21 protein-coding genes are annotated in these 19,260 nt (G+C 67.1%); 14 read left to right on the top strand and 7 right to left on the bottom strand.

The features are described from left to right. Positions 1-52: 52 nt before the first annotated feature. From CSW63_RS06345 to CSW63_RS06325, 5 genes are all read left to right on the top strand, one after another. Entirely contained in the window at positions 53-415 is a 363-nt protein-coding gene (locus tag CSW63_RS06345) for an RcnB family protein (RefSeq protein ID WP_062094125.1), read from the top strand. A gap of 135 nt (positions 416-550) precedes the next feature. Beyond that, positions 551-1,561, top strand: coding sequence for a cobaltochelatase subunit CobS (cobS, locus tag CSW63_RS06340; protein WP_062094126.1), 1,011 nt, complete (start codon positions 551-553; stop codon positions 1,559-1,561). 70 nt (positions 1,562-1,631) lie between these two features. Beyond that, positions 1,632-1,877 carry a DUF2188 domain-containing protein gene (locus tag CSW63_RS06335; protein ID WP_062094127.1) on the top strand — a complete coding sequence of 82 codons (246 nt, stop codon included), beginning with the start codon at positions 1,632-1,634 and terminating at the stop codon, positions 1,875-1,877. A gap of 75 nt (positions 1,878-1,952) precedes the next feature. Continuing rightward, positions 1,953-2,507 (top strand): polymer-forming cytoskeletal protein, encoded by a 555-nt coding sequence (locus tag CSW63_RS06330; RefSeq protein WP_062094128.1) that lies wholly within the window; start codon positions 1,953-1,955, stop codon positions 2,505-2,507. 141 nt (positions 2,508-2,648) lie between these two features. Then, entirely contained in the window at positions 2,649-2,957 is a 309-nt protein-coding gene (locus tag CSW63_RS06325) for a hypothetical protein (RefSeq protein WP_062094129.1), read from the top strand. 192 nt (positions 2,958-3,149) lie between these two features. On the opposite strand, the gene CSW63_RS06320 is transcribed toward CSW63_RS06325, so the two are convergent. Next, positions 3,150-3,374 (bottom strand): hypothetical protein, encoded by a 225-nt coding sequence (locus tag CSW63_RS06320; protein WP_062094130.1) that lies wholly within the window; start codon positions 3,372-3,374, stop codon positions 3,150-3,152. A gap of 189 nt (positions 3,375-3,563) precedes the next feature. Further along, a complete protein-coding gene (locus CSW63_RS06315; RefSeq protein WP_062094131.1) occupies positions 3,564-3,941 on the bottom strand; it encodes a hypothetical protein in 378 nt (125 codons plus the stop codon). Between the two features lie 195 nt (positions 3,942-4,136). Between CSW63_RS06315 and CSW63_RS06310 the strand changes: the two genes are divergently transcribed. The 5 genes from CSW63_RS06310 (at position 4,137) to CSW63_RS06285 (ending at position 9,963) form a co-directional block, all read left to right on the top strand. Next, on the top strand, positions 4,137-4,613 hold the full coding sequence (locus CSW63_RS06310; RefSeq protein ID WP_062094132.1) for a chemotaxis protein CheW: 477 nt from the start codon (positions 4,137-4,139) through the stop codon (positions 4,611-4,613). A gap of 90 nt (positions 4,614-4,703) precedes the next feature. Further along, entirely contained in the window at positions 4,704-5,804 is a 1,101-nt protein-coding gene (locus tag CSW63_RS06300; RefSeq protein ID WP_062094133.1) for a Zn-dependent alcohol dehydrogenase, read from the top strand. A 198-nt stretch (positions 5,805-6,002) separates the two neighbouring features. After that, complete coding sequence (locus CSW63_RS06295) at positions 6,003-6,344, top strand: endonuclease domain-containing protein (protein WP_099503904.1); 342 nt, start codon at positions 6,003-6,005, stop codon at positions 6,342-6,344. Between the two features lie 189 nt (positions 6,345-6,533). After that, positions 6,534-8,591 carry a phosphocholine-specific phospholipase C gene (locus CSW63_RS06290; RefSeq protein WP_062094338.1) on the top strand — a complete coding sequence of 686 codons (2,058 nt, stop codon included), beginning with the start codon at positions 6,534-6,536 and terminating at the stop codon, positions 8,589-8,591. A 73-nt stretch (positions 8,592-8,664) separates the two neighbouring features. Beyond that, positions 8,665-9,963, top strand: a complete 1,299-nt coding sequence (locus CSW63_RS06285) for a M20/M25/M40 family metallo-hydrolase (RefSeq protein WP_099503906.1) — start codon at positions 8,665-8,667, stop codon at positions 9,961-9,963. A 105-nt stretch (positions 9,964-10,068) separates the two neighbouring features. Here the strand turns inward: CSW63_RS06285 and CSW63_RS06275 are convergent, their stop codons facing one another. From CSW63_RS06275 to CSW63_RS06255, 5 genes are all read right to left on the bottom strand, one after another. Beyond that, positions 10,069-11,001, bottom strand: coding sequence for a DMT family transporter (locus tag CSW63_RS06275; RefSeq protein WP_062094336.1), 933 nt, complete (start codon positions 10,999-11,001; stop codon positions 10,069-10,071). 86 nt (positions 11,002-11,087) lie between these two features. Beyond that, positions 11,088-11,570, bottom strand: a complete 483-nt coding sequence (locus CSW63_RS06270; RefSeq protein WP_062094335.1) for a hypothetical protein — start codon at positions 11,568-11,570, stop codon at positions 11,088-11,090. A gap of 95 nt (positions 11,571-11,665) precedes the next feature. After that, positions 11,666-13,042 carry a peptidoglycan DD-metalloendopeptidase family protein gene (locus CSW63_RS06265; protein ID WP_062094334.1) on the bottom strand — a complete coding sequence of 459 codons (1,377 nt, stop codon included), beginning with the start codon at positions 13,040-13,042 and terminating at the stop codon, positions 11,666-11,668. A 258-nt stretch (positions 13,043-13,300) separates the two neighbouring features. Next, complete coding sequence (ctrA, locus tag CSW63_RS06260; RefSeq protein WP_062094333.1) at positions 13,301-13,996, bottom strand: response regulator transcription factor CtrA; 696 nt, start codon at positions 13,994-13,996, stop codon at positions 13,301-13,303. Positions 13,997-14,409: 413 nt separating this feature from the next. Beyond that, entirely contained in the window at positions 14,410-15,204 is a 795-nt protein-coding gene (locus tag CSW63_RS06255) for a LytTR family DNA-binding domain-containing protein (protein WP_062094332.1), read from the bottom strand. A gap of 157 nt (positions 15,205-15,361) precedes the next feature. Between CSW63_RS06255 and CSW63_RS06250 the strand changes: the two genes are divergently transcribed. The 4 genes from CSW63_RS06250 to CSW63_RS06235 are packed head-to-tail and all read left to right on the top strand — an operon-like array spanning position 15,362 to position 19,259. Continuing rightward, positions 15,362-16,369 (top strand): dienelactone hydrolase, encoded by a 1,008-nt coding sequence (locus tag CSW63_RS06250; protein WP_062094331.1) that lies wholly within the window; start codon positions 15,362-15,364, stop codon positions 16,367-16,369. Between the two features lie 58 nt (positions 16,370-16,427). Beyond that, positions 16,428-17,762: a flagellar protein export ATPase FliI gene (gene fliI, locus CSW63_RS06245; protein ID WP_062094330.1), complete on the top strand. Its 1,335-nt coding sequence runs from the start codon at positions 16,428-16,430 to the stop codon at positions 17,760-17,762. A gap of 2 nt (positions 17,763-17,764) precedes the next feature. Then, positions 17,765-18,184 (top strand): hypothetical protein, encoded by a 420-nt coding sequence (locus CSW63_RS06240; protein ID WP_062094329.1) that lies wholly within the window; start codon positions 17,765-17,767, stop codon positions 18,182-18,184. Position 18,185: 1 nt separating this feature from the next. Then, on the top strand, positions 18,186-19,259 hold the full coding sequence (locus tag CSW63_RS06235) for an endo-1,4-beta-xylanase (protein ID WP_062094328.1): 1,074 nt from the start codon (positions 18,186-18,188) through the stop codon (positions 19,257-19,259). Position 19,260 lies beyond the last annotated feature (1 nt).

The following is a 19,260-nucleotide window of genomic DNA, read 5'->3' as shown; positions in this document are numbered from 1 at the left end:
AGGGACTAGGTCGACCATCTTACGTTGACATCCTCATCGAAGGAGACCCGACATGAAACGCATTCTGACCACCTCGCTCGCCGTCCTGATGCTGGCCGGCGGCGCCACCGCCGCCTCGGCCCAGGCCTACCGCCATGATGGCCGCTACGACGCCCGCGACCGGGCCTACGAACAGGGTCGCCGCGACCAGGCCCGCTATGAGAACCGCCAGGACCGCCGCGAATACCGCCGCTGGGTGCGCGGCCAGCGCCTCGACGCCCGCTATCGCGGCAACGGCTACTACGTCAGCGACTGGCGCCGTCACGGCCTGCGCGCCCCGCCGCGCGGCTATCGCTGGCAGAAGGTCGACAATCAGTACGTCCTGGCCGCCGTCGCCACCGGCCTGATCGCGTCGGTCATTCTCGCCAATAACTAAGCTGGGCGGGGCGGCGTTCCCTCGCCGCCCCTTCCCTTACGAGAACAGCGTCCTCGCCAGGAAAGTGCACGCCAACCCCCGCTTTGAGCGGATTTCCATTTGAAACGGGCGGGTCCAAGGCGGTAAGCCGGAAGCATGCCCGAGTTCGCCGAAACCAGCTCCGCCGCCGATCCGCTGATCACCCTGGTCCCCGACAAGTGGGTGACGCTTCGCGACGCGTTCGGCGTCGACAGCGACATGAAGGTCCCGGCCTTCAGCCACCGCGACAGCCACGTGCCGGACATCGACCCGGCCTACAAGTTCGACCCGCAGACGACCAAGGCCATCTGCGCCGGCTTCGCCTATGACCGTCGCGTGATGGTCCAGGGCTATCACGGCACGGGCAAGTCGACGCACATCGAGCAGATCGCCGCGCGGCTGAACTGGCCGCTGGTTCGCGTGAACCTCGACAGCCACGTCAGCCGGATCGATCTGGTCGGCAAGGACGCCATCGTCCTGAAGGATGGCAAGCAGATCACCGAGTTCCGCGAAGGCATCCTGCCCTGGACGCTGCAGCGTCCCGTCGCCCTGGTGTTCGACGAGTATGACGCGGGGCGCCCCGACGTGATGTTCGTGATCCAGCGCGTCCTGGAAGCCGGCGGCAAGCTGACCCTGCTGGATCAGAACCGCGTCATCCGCGCCAATCCGTACTTCCGCCTGTTCGCCACGACCAACACCATCGGTCTGGGCGACACCACGGGCCTCTATCACGGCACCCAGCAGATCAACCAAGGCCAGATGGACCGCTGGTCGATCGTCACGACGCTGAACTACCTCGAGCACGACGTCGAGGCCGCCATCGTTCTGGCCAAGAACCCCGGATACGACACCGCCGAGGGCAAGCGCACCCTGGCGGCCATGGTCCGCGTCGCCGACATGACCCGCAACGCCTTCATGAACGGCGACATCTCGACGGTCATGAGCCCGCGCACCGTGATCACCTGGGCCCAGAACGCCGAGATCTTCGACCACGACGTGGCGCTCGCCTTCCGTCTGACCTTCCTGAACAAGTGCGACGAGCTTGAGCGCCCCACGGTGGCCGAGTTCTTCCAGCGCGCGTTCGGCACGGACCTGCCGGAAAGCGCGGCGCGGGTGAAGGTGGCTTAGGAAAACCTCGAACGGGGAACGTCGGGAGCGGCTGGTCGTTCGATCTCCGCATCCCAACGGAGACCCGCCCATGACCACCCTGACCTACGATATCGTCGAGCACGACGGCGGCTGGGCCTACAAGGTCGGGGCGACGTTCTCCGAAACCTTCCCGACGCACGAGGCGGCGTTGTCGGCCGCCCGAACGGCGGCCGAGAAGCAGGAGCAACCGGGAGAGACCGAGGGCGTCCTGTACGAAGATCGCAACGCCGTCTGGCATGCTGAAGTCTCGACCGGCGATGACCGCCCGATCACCCAGGTTCGGGACGCCGGCTGACAGGATTGGCGAAAACGGCCCATATCTTGCTGCGGGGGGCTTCCCAACGCCCATTTCGAGACAAGGTCGCCGCCGATGTTCGCCAAGAAGAAAGAGACGCCCGCGAAGCTGGCCCTGACTCCGCTGGAGCCGACGCGCGCTGCGCCACCGCAGGCTGCTCAGCCTCAGCCCCAGCCCGCGCCCACGCCGCCCCCCGCCCGGCCCAAGCCCGCTTCGCTGATCGCCAAAGGCCTGACGATCCGGGGCGATGTCATCGGTGACATCGAGGTTCACCTCGACTGCGTGGTGCTGGGCGACGTCAAGGTGGGCAAGCTGGTCGTGGGCCCGAACGCACGCATCGAAGGTTCGGTAACGGCCCAGGCCATGGAAATCCACGGGATGGTGATCGGATCGGTCACCGCCCAGAGCGTGCGTCTTTATGGGACAGCCCGTGTCGACGGCGACATCACCCACGAACAACTGGCCATGGAGACCGGCGCCGAGTTCCAGGGTCGCAGCCTGAAGTTCCGCCGTCCGGCGCCGACGCCCCCGCAGGCCCAGCATGCGCCGCCTCCGCCCCCCGCACCGCCGCCTGCGCCGGTCTCGCCGCCCTCGGCATCGCAGTTTCCTTACAACCACTCGGCCTACTGAGCACTTTCCCGACCAGCGAGCGTGTGGCGTGACGGCCACGCGGTGACGCTTTCACGGTTCGGCTGCGGAACAGCTAGGTCAAGCCAGGCTTTGATTGAACGAGGGCCGACACGACCGGCCCCGTTCAAGGAGACCTGAACCATGGCCAACAAGCCGCTGAAGATCGTGTCGCCCGCGCCGGGCGTGGCCGAAATCTATGACCTTGGGCGCGGTCCGGAGTCCACCAGCCAACGCATTCAGCGGCTGCAAGCCGAGGCGCGTCTGTTGGCGCGTGAAGAGATTGAGCGCCTGGATCGCGACCTGCGCCGTATCGCCCAGCAGGCCCGAGCCGTCGCCGACGGCGGCGAAGCCTATCCGACCGGCATCCGGGAACTGGCAGGCCGCATTTCGGTGGACACTGCCCAACGCGCCGAGATCCTGCGCGCTCTGCTGGACCGCACGACAAGCTGAGCCATCGGAGCCTCTCGCACGAACCTGGGGGTGTCGACGAGAGGCTCCGCGGCGCATCCGCCGCGCTAGGGGACGGTAGGCGGACAGGCGACGCTTCCGGCCACTTCGCGTCCCGAAGGGGACACCGGGAGAGGGGCGTGGCGGCCGGATCGAAAGGGCTACGGGCCAAGACCCGCTTTGGACGCGTTCGCGTCAGCCCGCCGCGTTGGCCATCTTTCTCAGGCGGCGCGCCAGATCCTCGGGCCGATCGGCGATCTGGTCGAACAAGGCTTGCACCTCGGCCTCGCCGAACCCCGCCGCGCGCAGCGTGCGCCACGCCCCCGCCAGCACCGCCTCGGCGATATCCAGTCGGTCTTCGGTCAATCTCAGGCCCGGGCTGAACGGGCTGTCGAAGGCGGAATTGGCGAGCGGCGACATGTCGGACCCTCCGGCGGTTCACGGTAATGTTCATTTTTTGTTCTCATTCGGCGCCGGAGTCGAGTCCTCTTTCCTACCCCGCAGAAGAAAGCCCCGAGGTCGGGGGACCTCGGGGCTGGACCGGCGTCGACGGGGCGGTCGACGCCGAGCGGATCGCTGGCTCACAACAGCGATCCGATCCGGTGCGGCTTATCGGCAGACCGTCCGCTCGTAGTACGAGCCGCTCCAGCGGTCGTACTCGCGGGTCGTCCAGCACTCGCGGTCGCCGTAATACGGACGAGGAGCGTAGCCATAGCCATAGCCATAACGCGGCGGGGGCGGCGGCGGCGGCGCGTAGCGGCGGTCGCGATAACGGTCGTCGCGATGGTCGTCGTCGGCGATCGCCGCGCCGATGACCAAGCCGATGACACCCGCGGTGATCGCGGCGGCGGCGACGTCGCCGCCCTTGTCGCGGTGATGACGGTGATAGCGCGAATCCGCCGAGGCCGTGGTGGCGGCCGCAGCCACCGACAGGGCGGCGACGCCGGCGGCGACCCGTCCGACCGTGTTGATCATCTTGCTGGCCATCCCGGCCTCCCTCAGGTCTGCGCCGCCGTCGCCCGATGCGTCGTTCCAAGCGTTACGGCAACGATCGGATTTCCAGCCTGAACGGCGGCTGAACAGACTTCATCAACCCTGGCCAGAACCGCTTTGTTCATCTTTTTACGACAGGGTGGCGGTATCGAGGGTCTCTAGCGGCTCTCGCGTTCACGGAGACCCGCCATGACCAGCACCGTGTCTTACGCCCAAGGCCAGGCCCTGCAGGTCCTGTCGTTCGAGGTCGGCGCCCAGACCTATTGCGTTCCCGTCAGCGCTGTTCGCGAGATCCGCGGCGTCACGCCGCCAACGCCCCTTCCCGAGGCTCCGCCCTATGTGCGCGGCGTCATCAATCTGCGCGGCCAGGTCATGCCGGTCATCGACCTGTCCTGGCGTCTCGGCAAGGGCGCGGCCCAGGACGGCGCCCGTCAGGTCATCATTGTGGTCGAGAACCAAAGCGATGTCGCCGGCCTGCTGGTCGACGCGGTCTGCGACAGCTTCACGGTCGAGGCCGAACAGATCAACCCGCCTCCCGCCATGGGCGATGGCGAGGACTCGCCGCTCGTCTCGGCGGTCATCACCTCGGGCGAAGGCGCGATGACCGTCCTGCTGGCCGTCAGCCGCATCCTGCCGGAACGCCAGATCGAAGCCCTGGCCGCTTAAGGGCTCAACACCCGAACATTTGTTCGAGTCCCCTCTTCCGCTGTCCCTAAGCGGAACGCTAGTCTCTCTGCAAACAAGAGGGAGACGAGCATGAAGGCCGCTGTTCTGCGCGAGGTGGGCAAGCCCCTCGAGATCGAGACCGTGGCCATTGGCAAGCCCGGCCCGCGCGAGGTGCTGATCCGCACCAAGGCCGCCGGGGTCTGCCACTCCGACCTGCACTTCGTCGAAGGCTCCTACACTCACGCCCTGCCCGCCGTGCTGGGCCACGAGAGCGCCGGCGTCGTCGAGGCGGTCGGCTCGGAGGTGCGCACCGTCAAGGTCGGCGACCACGTCATCACATGCCTCAACCCCTATTGCGGCCACTGCGAGGTCTGCCTGACCGGGCACATGAACCTCTGCATCAGCCCCGAGACCCGCCGCAGCAAGAGCGACGCCCCGCGCCTGTTCAAGGAAGACCTGAACGGCGGAACCGGCCCGATGGCCCAGTTCCTGAACCTGTCGTCCTTCGCCGAGATGATGCTGGTGCACGAGCATGCCTGCGTCGCCATCCGCAAGGACATGCCATTCGACCGCGCCGCCCTGATCGGCTGCTCGGTGATGACGGGCGTGGGCGCGGTCATGCACACCTCCAACGTCCGTCCGGGCGAGACGGTGGCCGTGATCGGCTGCGGCGGCGTGGGTCTGGCCACCATCAATGGCGCGGCGATCGCCGGCGCTGGCCGGATCATCGCCATCGACCGCCTCGCCTCCAAGCTAGAGTTGGCCAAGACCTTCGGCGCGACGGACATCATCGACGGCTCGCAGGTCGACGACATCGCCAAGGCCGTGGTCGAGCTGACCGGCGGCGGCGTCCATCACAGCTTCGAGGCCATCGGCCTGAAACAGACCGCTGAAGCGTCGTTCAAGATGCTGCGCCGGGGCGGCACCGCCAATGTCATCGGCATGATCCCGGTGGGCACCAAGATCGAGCTGCACGGCGTCGACTTCCTGGGCGAGCGCCGCATCCAGGGCAGCTACATGGGCTCCAACCGCTTCCCGGTCGACATGCCGCGCCTGGTGGACTTCTACATGTCGGGCAAGCTGAAGCTGGACGAACTGATCTCGCGCCGGATCAAGCTGGAGGACGTCAACTCGGCGTTCGACGAACTCAAGCGCGGCGAGTTGGCGCGGTCGGTGATCGTGTTTGAGTGAGGGGCTAGGCTGCGCGCGGCCTGAAGGGCGACTTGCGACCCGTTGCGGCCGTTGCCGGCCGCCTAACAAGATCCCTCTCTCTTTGAGAGAGGGCGGGGCCCGCCGCGAAGCGGTGGGAGGGTGAGAGGTTTCACCGCCGAAGGGAAAATCTCGATTCCTTTCGTTGAGCGCGACCTCGCACCCGCTCAAGCTCCGGCCATGGATCGGATCGCCACCGCCCGTCGCCTTCGCCGAAGCCAGACCCTGGCCGAGAAGACACTGTGGACCCTCGTCCGCAACCGCCGCCTCGGTGGCTTTCGCTTCCTGCGCCAGCATCCAATCGACCGATACTTCGCCGACTTTGTCTGCGAGTCCGCCAAGGTGATCGTGGAGCTCGACGGCCCCGCCCATGAGGGGCGCGAGGACCATGATGACCGGCGCAGCGAGACTCTGGCGCTCTTCGGCTATCTCGTGCTGCGCTTTCGGAATGAGCGGGTGCTGGCGGACCCCGGCGGGACGGCGGACGAGATCCTGTCGGTGTTGCGTTCGGGCAGGCTGTAGCCTCTCACCCTCCCATCCCGACGGGCTTCGGGATGGGCCCCTCCCTCTCTCCAGAGAGAGGGATTCTTGGGCGCAGCAACCACCCGTTGTTGACGTCACCGACGTCCGCTTGCCGGCAATCAGCCCCCCTGTCACACGCCCGCCAAACACCGCATGCTACCTGCGGCGCAGTTTCGCCGGAGTCTCGCCATGCCCAACCTTGACCGCCGCGCTCTGCTGGCCGCTCTCGGCGCCCTGAGCCTGCCGCCGGCGCTCGCAAGGGCCGCGGCGATCGACGCGGATGTGCGGACCGGCACGATCCAGGATGTCGAGCACGTGGTGATCCTGATGCAGGAGAACCGCAGCTTCGATCACTATTTCGGGACGCTGAACGGCGTGCGCGGCTTTGGCGACCGGTTCCCCATCCCGGTGCGCGACGCGGCGGGACGCCAGGACGGCTCGGTCTTCATCCAGGCCTGGAGCAAGGACAAGCTGCTCGCGCCTTTCCCGCTGAACAGCGCGGAGACCTTCGCCCACATGCGGGTCGAGGGCACGCCGCACAGCTGGACCGACGCCCAGGACGCCTGGGACGAAGGCCGCATGGACCGCTGGCCCGACGCCAAGAAGCCCTGGTCGATGGGCTATTTCCAGCGCGCCGACATCCCGTTTCAGTTCGCCCTGGCCGACGCCTTCACCCTTTGCGACGCCTATCACTGCTCGACTCAGACCGGCACCAACACCAACCGCCTGTTCCTGTGGACCGGAACCAATGACGGTCTTGGCAAGGCCGGCGGTCCGTCGATCTCGAACAGCCACGACGATTTTCCGGAGAAGGGCGGGGCCAAGGAATCCTACACCTGGACGACCTATCCCGAGCGGCTGCTAAAGGCCGGCGTCTCCTGGCGCATCTACCAGGACATGGCCGACAACTTCACCGATAACCCCTTGGCGGGGTTCAAGGCCTATCGCGACGCCCACAAAGACCTGCCGGGCTCGAACCCGCGCCTCAAGAAACTGGCCCTGTCGACCCATCACCTGGACAAGCTGCGCGAGGACGTGCTGGCCGGCCGCCTGCCGCAGGTCTCGTGGATCATCGCCCCGGCCGCCGACTCTGAGCACCCAGGCCCCTCCAGCCCCGCCCAGGGCGCGGACTACACCGCCCGCGTCATCGACGCCCTGACCGCTGATCCCAAGGTCTGGGCGCGCACGGTGTTCCTGGTGATGTTCGACGAGAACGACGGGTTCTTCGACCATGTGCCGCCCCCCGCCCCGCCGTCGCGTGACGTGGACGGCAGGCTGCTCGGCGCATCGACCGTCGATCTCGGGGGCGAGCACCATCTGGTGCGCAATCCCACCGAGGCCAAGTCCGAGCGCGACGACCTGATGGGCCGGCCCTATGGGCTTGGACCGCGCGTGCCGCTGTATGTGATCTCTCCGTGGAGCCGGGGCGGCTACGTCAACAGCCAGGTCTTCGACCATACCTCTGTGATCCGGTTCCTGGAGTCGCGGTTCGGCGTGATGGAGCCCAACATTTCGCCCTGGCGTCGAGCGGTGTGCGGCGACCTGACGACCTGCTTTGACTTCAAGACGCCCAACACCAACCCCTTCCCCGCCCTGCCGGCCACGGCCGAACCGGCAGGCCGCGCCGCCAAGCTGGGCCGCGCCAAGCCCCCGACGCCGACTGCCGTGGTCGCCCCGATCCAGGCCGAGGGGCCGCGCCCTTCACGCGCCCTGCCCTACGCCCTGGCGGTCGACGGCAGCTATGCCGACGGGACGATCGCCCTGACATTCAGCAACGCCGGGGCGGCGGGCGTGCTGCATGTCTATGATCGTCTGCGCCTGGACCAGGCGCCGCGCCGCTACACAGTGGGACCGCAAAGGCATCTGAGCGACGTCTGGCCGGCCGGCCCCTATGATCTTTGGGTCCTAGGCCCCAACGGCTTCCACCGCCGGTTCGCCGGCGAGAAGGTTGGCGTCGAGATCGCCGCCCGCCCCTCGCCAGGCGGCCTCCTGCTGACAGTCAGCCATGTGCGCCCCTCGCCGCTCAGGGTGCGCGTGGAGATCCTGGGTCAGGAGCCCTGGCGACTGGACTTCAAGGGCGTCGACACCATGTCGCGGACCCTGGCCACGCGGCAGGGCTGGTATGACGTCACCGTCCGCCTGGAGGACGAGCCGACCTGGCTGCGTCGCCTCGCCGGACGGATCGAGACCGGCGCGGACTCCATCAGCGACCCCTGGATGGGCGGCGAGGCGCGGCTCGGCGCCTAAGGCCAAGCGAAAGGTGGGGTGCGCGGGCCTTGGCGGGCGGTTTAGGGTGCGGGCGAACCTGAGGATTCGTCGCATGCTCCGTCACACCGTCTCCCTGCTCACCCTCGCCGCCGTCCTGGTCGCCGCGCCCGCCATCGCCGCGCCCAAGGCCGCTGACGCCGACAAGGCCGTCGCCAAGCTCGTCGCCTCACCTGGCTTCAAGAAAGCCGTCGCCAAGCTGGACGCCGACTTCGACCGCACCGTCGCCGACATCATCACCCTGACTGAGATCCCGGCCCCGCCGTTCAAGGAGGAACAACGGGCCAAGGCCTATCTGGAGATGCTTAAGGCCCACGGCCTGACCAATGTCGAGATGGACGCCGAGGGCAATGTCATGGGCGTGCGCCCCGGCACGGCGACCAAGGGCAAGGGTCCGTTCGTGGTCATCGCCGCCCACCTGGACACCGTCTTCCCCGAAGGCACCGACGTGAAGGTGCGCCGTGAGGGGACCAAGCTGATGGCCCCGGGCATCGGGGACGACACCCGCGCGCTATCGACCCTTCTGGCCTATGTCCGCGCCATGGACGCGGCGGGGATCAAGACCAAGAGCGACATTCTGTTCGTCGGCAATGTCGGCGAGGAAGGCCCGGGCGACCTGCGTGGCGTGCGCCATCTCTTCAACAAGGGCCCGTACAAGGGTCGGATCACGGCCTTCTTCTCGATGGACGGCGGCGATCCGGATCGGATCGTCGACCAGGGCACCGGCTCCAAGCGTTATCGCGTGACCTTCACCGGCCCCGGCGGGCACAGCTACGGCGCGTTCGGCATCGTCAATCCGATGGCGGCGATGGCCGAGGCCGTGACCGACCTCTACGCGGTCGAGCCGCCCAAGAAGCCCAAGACCACCTATTCGGCCAGCGTCACCGGCGGCGGCACCTCGGTGAACTCCATCCCGCACGACGTCTTCATGGAGTTCGACATGCGCTCGGAAAGCGCGGCCGAACTGGCCAAGCTGGACCAGACGCTGATCGGCATCTTCGACAAGGCCGTGGCCAGCGAGAACGCAGCGCGCTCCACCAAAAACGGCGCGGTCAGCTACCAGGCCAAGGTGATCGGCGAGCGTCCGGCCGGCGCGACGCCGCCGACCGCGCAGATCGTCGCCCTGACAGAGGGCGCGGTGAAGGCCCTGGGCTACAAGCCGACGCGAGAGGCCAGCTCGACCGACTCCAACATCCCGATGAGCCTGGGCGTGCCGGCCCTGACCATCGGCGCAGGCTTCCGCGGCGGCCGGGCCCACGCGCTCGACGAGTGGATCGACGTCGAAAAGGGCGAGAGCCTGAAGGGCATGCAGGTGGGCCTCGCCGCCCTGCTGGCCGTGGCGGGGGTGGATTAAAGTTCCTCCCCCGCGACGCGGGGGAGGTGGCCCAGGGGGCCGGAGGGGGCCATCTCGGCCAATGTCCAGTTCGCCCCCTCAGTCACTTCGCGACAGCTCCCCCGCTCAGCGGGGGAGCATCTTACGCCCTGTCACCAGAAGGATGCCGCCGCACACGAGCGCCAGGGCGGCGGCGTTCTTCCAGGCCAGCACGGGCTCGTGCAGGAACAGGGCCGACAGCAGCACCCCGAACACCGGGATCAGGAAGTTGAACACCGCCAGCAGTCCCACCGGATTGTGCTTGAGCAGCAGGCTCCATAGCGCGAAGGCGGCGGCCGACAGCCCGGCCATATAGGCCAGTAACGCCAGTGAGCGGACGTCGAAGGCCTCAAGGTGACCACCCGCAACGGCCCCAATGGCCAGCAGCACAGCGCCACCGATGGCCAGTTGCCAGCCGGTCATCACCATCGGATCGAGCGTCTGCGAGATTGCCCGCCCCCAGATCGAGCCGGCCGCCAGCACGAACGCGGCGGCGACCACAAAGCCCTCACCCAAAAGGCTGAACTCGAAGTCGAAGCCCTTCCCGCCCAGGTTCACCGCCAGCACGCCGGCGAAACCCAGCAGGCAGCCGATCACCTTGCGCGGCGTCAGCTTGTCATTGGGGAACAGGAAATGGGCCAGCACCACCCCGAAGAACGCGCCTGTGGCGTTCATGATCGACGACTTCACCCCGGTCGCGTGGGCCAGGCCGATATAGAAGAACACGTACTGCAGCGTGGTCTGGAAGACGCCGAGGCTCAGCAGGCGTCCGATCTGGTCGCGCGGGACGGCCACCGGCCTGCGACCTAGAACCGCCAGGGCCAACAGGATCAGCCCTGCCGCGAGGAACCGCCATCCGGCGAACAGCATCTGTGCGGCGGTGTCGGTCTTGGCCACGTGCAGCAGCGCATAGCCGACCTTCACCGCCGGAAAGGCGCTGCCCCAGAGCAGGCAGCACAGCAGCGCCATCCCGACCACAAAGCGGCGGTCGCTGTAGAGGTCGGCGCGAGATGAGGGCAAAGACGAGGACCTGAAAGGCGTCGCCGTCCCACGGAAGATGGGACGGCGATTTGAGGCAGGCCTTCTAGACCTGAGCCAGACAGGCTTCAACCGCCCTGCGTCAACAGCGCCAAGATGATCGGGACCATAGTTCCGGCCGCCAGCAGCACAACAGCAGCCTTGCGGTCGCGGCCGTGGAACACGGCCATCCACACACCAAGCCCTGTCGCAGCGGTCAACGCCAAGGCCACGACCAGGAAGAGGGCCTTCAGGATCGCCGTCGCCGGCTTGGGTCCTTCGTCGGGGCGAGCGGCCGGCTTGGGCGCCGCCGTCGACGCAGCGGCGGCGGCCGGAGGCTTCGCGCGCTTGGGCTTCAGCTTGAGCACCTGGTCCTTGTGCAGCATGCCCAGCTTCTCGATTGCCGGGGCAGGCTTGTAGCCGTCGTGCGACTCGTGAAGCCCATAGAGTTGCACGGCGCCGGTCAGCGCGAAGAACAGGACGCTGGGCGCGACGAAGACGCCAAGCCAGGTGTGGATCCTTCGGATCAGCGCCAGCCGCAGGGCGGGGTTCCGACGAACGGGCTTATCCATGGTGATCTCTCCAACGACGCACGCGGGCGCGTTGACAGGAGCATGGTTCGTCGCCTGAGACGACGCCCTGACCAGGATCAAATCCCGACAATGGCCTATCGCAGGCTGAACTTGGCTTTCTGGATATCAGCCGCGGCCAGCTTGGGCGTGTCTTCGTTGCTGACAGCCGCACCGCCCTCGGCCAACATGCGGTCGATGCGCGCCTTTTGCGAGCGGAACGAGGCCAGTTCCGCGCCGGCCAGGATGGTGCCCTGCGGCACCTTGGCGCCAATCGGGTTGACGCGCTGGCCATTCAGCCAGACCTCATAGTGCAGGTGCGGCCCAGATGACATGCCGGTGGAGCCGACATAGGCTACGACCTGACCCTGGCGCACCCTAACCCCGGGCCGAATACCGTTGGCGTAGCGCGAAATGTGCGCGTAGCCGGTGTCCCATTGACCCGAATGGCGGATCCGCAACCAGTTGCCGTACCCCGCCCAACGGCGCGCCTCCAGCACCACACCGTCGCCGGCGGCCAGGATCGGCGTACCCGTGCCAGCCCCGAAGTCTACGCCTTGGTGGGCCCGATTGTAGCCCAGGATCGGATGGCGGCGCAGGCCGAACTTCGAGGTGATCCGGGCGCCGTCGACCGGCGTACGCAGCAGGAAGCCTTTGATGTTCTTGCCGGTCTCGTCGAAGAACTGGCTCTTGCCGTCCTCGCCCCGACGGTCGAAGGCATAGAACTTTTGTCCTTTGACCTCGGCGTACTCCAGATCGCCGGCTTCGATGGTGCGGCCGCTCTCAGTGACCTTGCGATCGAAGATCAGGCAGAAACGGTCGCCTTCCTTGATGTCGCGCGAGAAGTCGATCTTGTGCGAGAACAGCTTGGCCGCCTGGCTGATCACCGAAGGCGTGCCGCCGACGCTGGCCACGCTCTCGTAGAACGAGCCGTTCATCTCGCCACAGGCGACCTGCTGTTCCTCGCGGACCTCCTCCTCCATCTCGCGCAGGCGCAGCGCACCGTCGAAGGTGCGCGAGACGGTCAGGGTCGACGACGGACTGGTGCGCATCGACAGGCCGACCAGACGGGCTGGGCCGCGCTGGCTGCGACGCTGCGCGACAGCGGCCTCGAAGGCCATGCCGGCCTTGATGTTGACGGTGTCGATAGCGCCTTGCAGCGTCGCCACCACCTGCCGGGCTTCTTCCGGCGCGACGCCCGTGCGCAGCACCGCGCCTTGCAGGGTCTCGCCGGGGCGGACCTTCACTTCGATGTTTTCAGGACGTTCGAAACCGGGCTGAGCCTCGGCGCTGGCGAAGGCGATATGCTGCAAAGCCACAAGCGACGCGGGATCGAGCGGCGCCTTGGCGAGCGGGGCGCTGGCGTCATCGGCGGTCAGTTTCCAGCCCAGGCCCAAGGCGGCCAAGCCGGCGACCGCCGTTAAAACCCGCGGCGCCCAACGCGTCGTGTTGCGTCGTGGATCGAATTCTTGCATCGGTCCCCCGTCGGTGTCGATGCCGCGTAAGTCAAAATGACACGGCTGGGAAGCCCCCCAGCAATCGTCGCGCCGGACTTTATAGGCCACGCGCTCGGCGGCACGGACTATTCCGCGCCTTTGTCCTTTTGTCACGGGCGAGGTTGACGCTCGCGAGGCGGCGAAGCGCAACCATATGATCTTTAACAGAAAACGCCCACCTTTTGGGTGGGCGCTTCTGGATACGCTTTACTGTTGCGCTTACTAAATTCCGACGACTCAGGCGGCGTTGACCGCTTCGTTCGGGTCGCGCAGCACATAGCCGCGGCCCCAGACCGTCTCAATGTGGTGCTTGCCATGCGCCGAAGCGGCCAGCTTCTTGCGCAGCTTGCAGATGAAGACGTCGATGATCTTCAATTCCGGCTCGTCCATGCCGCCGTACAGGTGGTTCAGGAACATTTCCTTGGTCAGGGTCGTGCCCTTGCGCAGGGAGAGGAGCTCCAGCATCTGGTACTCCTTGCCGGTCAGGTGAACGCGGTTGCCGTTCACTTCCACCGTCTTGGCGTCCAGGTTGACCACGATGTCGCCGGTCTTGATGACCGACTGGGCGTGCCCCTTCGAGCGACGGACCACCGCATGGATGCGGGCGATCATTTCGTCCTTGTGGAAGGGCTTGGTCATGTAGTCGTCGGCGCCGCCGGCGAAGGTCTTGACCTTGGTGTCGATTTCCGACGAACCCGACAGGATCATGATCGGCGTGTTGATCTTCGCGACCCGCAGGGTGCGCAGAACGTCGATGCCGCTCATATCGGGGAGATTGAGGTCGAGCAGGATAAGGTCGTAGTCGTAGATCTTGCCCAGATCGACGCCTTCTTCACCCAGATCCGTCGTATAGACGTTGAAGCCTTCAGACTTCAGCATCAGTTCGATGGTCTGCGCCGTCGCGCTGTCATCCTCGATCAACAGTACGCGCATGAGCCCCTCCACGCCAACACTGGCGTATTCGAACGTCTTTGGCGGGAGTCCGCCGGTGAAACCCTTCGGCCACTTTGCCGGAGAGTTAATTTAAGACTGGTTAATGGTGAATGTTTCCCGTTGGACGAATGGTTAATCTGATTTGCGAATCGGGTGCAAGCCGCGTCGGAGCCCTTGAACACATTGGTCGCAGGCGTCGCAGGGCGCCCTTTCGCGGCGGCGTTGGGACCTCGAAAATTCAAGAAATCGAGGCCAGGAAAGCGGTTCGAACGGCGTTACGGCGTTAAGAACCGACGCTCAGGGTTCGCCTCAAAGACGAAATCGCGGCGTTCTGTCGCGAGATTTTCCTGAGCCATCCACATCTGATTTCGCGGCGTCCGCGACCGCGCCGCGACACCCGGTCGCGGATATTTTCACTCCGGCCCGTCCGCCAGCCAGCCGGCCTCTCGAAGCTTGGCGACCGACGCGCGGCTGACCGGGGCGGTCTCACCATCGACAAGCCGGAGGCGCAGATTGCGGCCGTCGCGCTGGACGCCCACGATCGCCCGTCGCGCCACCCACCAGGAGCGATGGGTCTGCAGCCCCTCGACGGTCGCCAGCATGGCGGTGACCCGCGCCAGCGGTCCCATCTCGAGGCGCGAACCGTGCTCGGTACGGATCCGGACATAGTGATCCTCCATCTTCAGATAGAGGACGTTGCTGGCGTCCGCGCTCGGCGTCGCCTCCGACGGCGCGGACGTCAGGGACGGGACCGCCGCCGGGCGCACGCGCCCCCGCCCGGCCTGCCGCACCCGCAGGAAGTAGGACCCCACGACCAGCGGGGCCGAGATCGCCAGGCATTGGCCAAACCACGCCGCCAGCGGCACCGCTTCGATGACTCCGGGCCAGAAGGCGATGGCGAACAGGCGCAAGGGCGCGCCCAGGAGCGCGGTCCCCAGCAGGACGACAGGGGGCAGCGCCGCCCAGTCCGGCAAGCCCAGCCGTCGCGCGGCTGCGGCCCCCAGGCGCGTCAGGGTTCCGAACAGCGCCATGCCGAAGGTGACGCTACAGACCCAGTAAGCGATCCGCACCGCCGGCCCGTCGTTGAAGAAGCTGCCGAACGGCCCCATCAGGCCCAGCAGGATTCCAATGACGACCGCCACGGAAAGGTCGATCGTCCACTCGCGAGCCGAGCCCAGCAGGGGCGGTTTGGAAGCATCGGCGCTCATGTCCGGATCATTAGGCGAGCCCGACGGGAGTCGCCACCCCGCGCCCGTTCGCCAGTTCACGAACCCATTCGCCCATTCGCGCAGGAGCGCTGGCGACGACGGAAAGACGACGCCAAAGCAGAGCCATCGCTCACCTCAAGGGACCACCCGGACCACCATGTCGCTTCGCGCTCTTTTCGCCGCCGCCAGCCTCGCCGTCGCCGCTCTCGCCTCGCCCGCACTGGCCGACAACGCCGGCTTCATGGTCCTGCGCCAGCCCCGCGCCGAGGGTCCGCCGGTCGAGGTCGGGATCTGGTATCCGACGCAGGCCAAGCCCGCCTTCATGCCGCTAGGTTCGTGGGGCCACACCGTCGCTCCCGGCGCGCCGGTCGACGGAGAAGGCCTGCCGCTGATCGTCATGTCGCACGGTAACGGCGGCTTCTTCGGCGGTCACGCCGACACCGCCCAGGCCCTGGCCGAGGCCGGCTTCGTGGTCGCCGCCCTCACCCACCCCGGCGACAACTACAAGGATCAGAGCCGCGCCACCGCCATGGCCGACCGTCCCGCCGCCTTGTCAGCGCTGATCGGCTGGATGCTGGAGGCCTCGCCGCTGAAGGCCAAGCTGAACCCGGCCAAGGTCGGCGCCTTTGGCTTCTCGTCGGGCGGCTTCACGGTGCTGGCGGCGGCGGGCGGCAAGCCGGACCTCAGCCTCGTTCCCGCCCACTGCCAGGCCCATCCGAACGACTACGCCTGCAAGCTGACCGCCGGTCGCCCCCTGCCCGCCGATGCGCTGACCGCGACCTGGGTCCACGATCCGCGCATCAAGGTCGTGGTCTCGGCGGCCCCGGCCCTGGGTTTTGCGTTTGGCAAGGACGGCCTGAAAGGGATCACCGCGCCGGTGCAGCTGTGGAAGGCGGCCGATGACGAGATCCTGCCGGGCGACGCCTACGCCGAGTTCGTGCACCGCAACCTCAAGCGCAAGCACGACTATCGCGTCGTGAAGGGCGCCCGGCACTTCGACTTCCTCACCCCGTGCGAGACCGCGCCGGTAGGTGGGACGCAAATGCTGTGCGCCAGCGCGCCGGGCTTCGACCGCAAGGCGTTCCACCGGACCTTCAACACCGAGGTCGTGCGCTTCTTCACCGACCAATTGGTCGCACCTTCGAAGGGCGCTCCGAAGGGCTGAGTTCATTCCCGATTAACCACGTTGGTCGAGTCTGGCGCCTGCTGTTTCGGGAGCCGTCTTGCGTAGCCTTATCGCCGCCGTCGAACGTATCGATCCGCTGACCATCTATGGTCGGGTGGCCGCGGTGAACGGGCTGCTGATCGAGGTGCGCGGCGGCCTGACCCGCCTGGCCGTCGGCGCCCGGGTCGAGATCGAGCGCTTCGGCCAGAAGCCGCTGCCCGCCGAGGTGGTCGGCTTCCGCGAGACGCGCGCCCTGCTGATGCCCTTCGGCCCGGTCGAGGGCGTCGCGCCGGGCGCGGAGATCCGCATCGTCCCCGAAGGCGCCGTGGTTCGCCCGACCAAGGCCTGGCTGGGCCGGATCATCAACGCGTTTGGCGAACCGATCGACGGGCTCGGCCCCCTGCCCCAGGGCGAGGTCCCCTACCCGCTGAAGACCGCGCCGCCGCCCGCCCACGCCCGCGGCCGGGTGGGCGAGCGCCTGGATCTGGGCGTCCGCTCGATGAACGTCTTCACCACCACCTGCCGGGGCCAGCGCTTAGGCATCTTCGCCGGCTCGGGCGTCGGCAAGTCGGTGCTGCTGTCGATGCTGGCGAAAGAAGCCACCTGCGACGCCGTCGTTGTTGGTCTGATCGGCGAGCGGGGTCGCGAGGTCCGCGAGTTCGTCGAGGAAACCCTGGGCGAGGAAGGCCTGCGCCGCGCCGTCGTGGTCGTCGCCACCTCGGACGAGCCCGCCCTGACCCGCCGCCAGGCCGCCTATATGACCTTGGCGATCAGCGAGTTCATGCGGGATCAGGACCAGGAAGTCCTGTGCCTCATGGACTCGGTGACCCGCTTCGCCATGGCCCAGCGTGAGATCGGTCTGGCCGCCGGCGAACCGCCGACCACCAAGGGCTACACCCCCACCGTCTTCACCGAGCTGCCCAAGCTCCTGGAGCGCGCGGGGCCGGGGCCGATCCGCCCCGACGGCACCACCGCCGCGCCGATCACGGCGCTGTTTACGGTGCTGGTCGACGGCGACGACCATAACGAACCGATCGCCGACGCCACGCGCGGTATCCTGGACGGCCATATCGTCATGGAGCGCGCGATCGCTGAGCGCGGACGCTTCCCGGCCATCAATGTCCTGAAGTCGATCAGCCGGACCATGCCCGGCTGCCAGCACCCGCACGAGCGCGACATCGTCAAGGGCGCGCGCCAGGTGATGGCCGCCTACGCCAACATGGAAGAGCTGATCCGCATCGGCGCCTATCGCGCCGGGGCCGACCCCGTGGTCGACCGCGCCATCCGCCTGAATCCGGCGATCGAGGCTTTCCTCAGCCAGGATAAGGAAGAAGCAACGTCTCTGGACGACTCTTTCGGGATCCTGGGCCAGATCCTGCAGAGTGAGTACTGATCATGACCAAGTGGGCCGCTTCGCTGATCAGGATCTCCAACCACGAGGTCGAAACGCTGCAAAAGCGCCTGGCCGAGATCACCGAACGGCGCATGGCCGCCGAACTACGCGTCACCATGCTGGACGCCGAGGCCGAGGCAGAGGCTAAGAGCGCCGAGAACGACGCCTCCGCAGGCTGGTACATGATCGGCTACCGCGAGGGCTACAAGCGCCGCCGGGCTGAGATGCTCTTGCAGATCGAGAAATGCCAGCAGGAAGAGGCCGGGGCCCGTGACGCGCTGTCCGAGGCGTTCGAGAACCTCAAGAAGTACGAGCACGTGGCCGAGCAGGCCAAGATCCTGGCCGCCAAGAAACTGGGCGCTTTCGAGGCCGCCCAGATGGACGAGCTGAGCATCCGCCGCGCCGCCTTCGGCGGGCGGTAGTATGGGGCGGCTGACCCGGCGCTCGGCGATCGCTTCGGCCCTGGCCCTAAGCGCCTGCGGTCGCGAGGCCGCCAGTCAGACATCGACGCTCCCGCCCATCTCCGACATGCCCCTGAAATCCATCGCCTCGACACCGGTCGGCGCCTGCGTGCAGCGCCACCAGCTGGACGAACCGGCCTTCGCTGAGCTGTTGGCTCGCAACTACTCCCAGCTCACGCCCGAGTGGGAGATGAAGATGGAATACATCCTCCAGGACGACGGACGCTTCCGTTTCGATCGCCCCGACGCCATCGCCGACTTCGCACGGCGCAACGGCATGCGGCTCCATGGCACCACCCTGGTCTGGTACGACCAGGGGATGCCCGCGTTCGTCAAGCTGGACGGCCAGGGCAAGCGGTTCGCTGACGCCTATCGCAACTATATTCTCGCCGTCGCGGGGCGTTACCGGGGCCTGGCCGCCGGCTGGGACGTGGTCAACGAACCCGTCGAGGACAACGGCGTCGATCTTCGCCAGTCGATCTGGACCCGCAATCTGGGCGTCGACGAGCACATGACCCTGGCGTTCCACCACGCCCAGGAGGCCGATCCGAAAGCGGCGCTGTTCATCAACGAGTACCATCTTGAGAACAACCCGACGAAGCGGGCGACCTTCATGCGGCTGATCGAGCGTCTTCTCAAGGCCGGCGCGCCGATCGGCGGCATCGGCACGCAGAGCCACCTCGACCTCGACTTCACCCGTCCGGGCATGTGTCGCGCGGCCATGCGCGATCTGGCGAGCTTCGGCCTGCCGATCCATGTGTCCGAACTGGACGTCTCGCTGGGCGAAAAGCCGGACCTGACCCGCCTTCCCGATCTCCTGAAGCGCCAGGCCGACCTCGCCCGGGAACTGGCCGGCGCCTATATGAGCCTGCCCGCTCAGCAGCGTTTCGCCTTCACGGTCTGGGGCGTGCGCGACAGCGACTCCTGGCTGCGTGGGCAGAACGGCCAGCGCCCCTGGGACCAGCCCCTGCCCTTCGATCCTGCCGGGCGCCCCAAGCCGATGTTCCAGGCCCTGGCGGAGGTCCTGTCGGGATAGC

The sequence above is a fragment of the Caulobacter sp. FWC26 genome (assembly GCF_002742645.2).
Lineage (GTDB): Bacteria > Pseudomonadota > Alphaproteobacteria > Caulobacterales > Caulobacteraceae > Caulobacter.
This window is presented reverse-complemented; position numbering and strand designations above follow the sequence as displayed.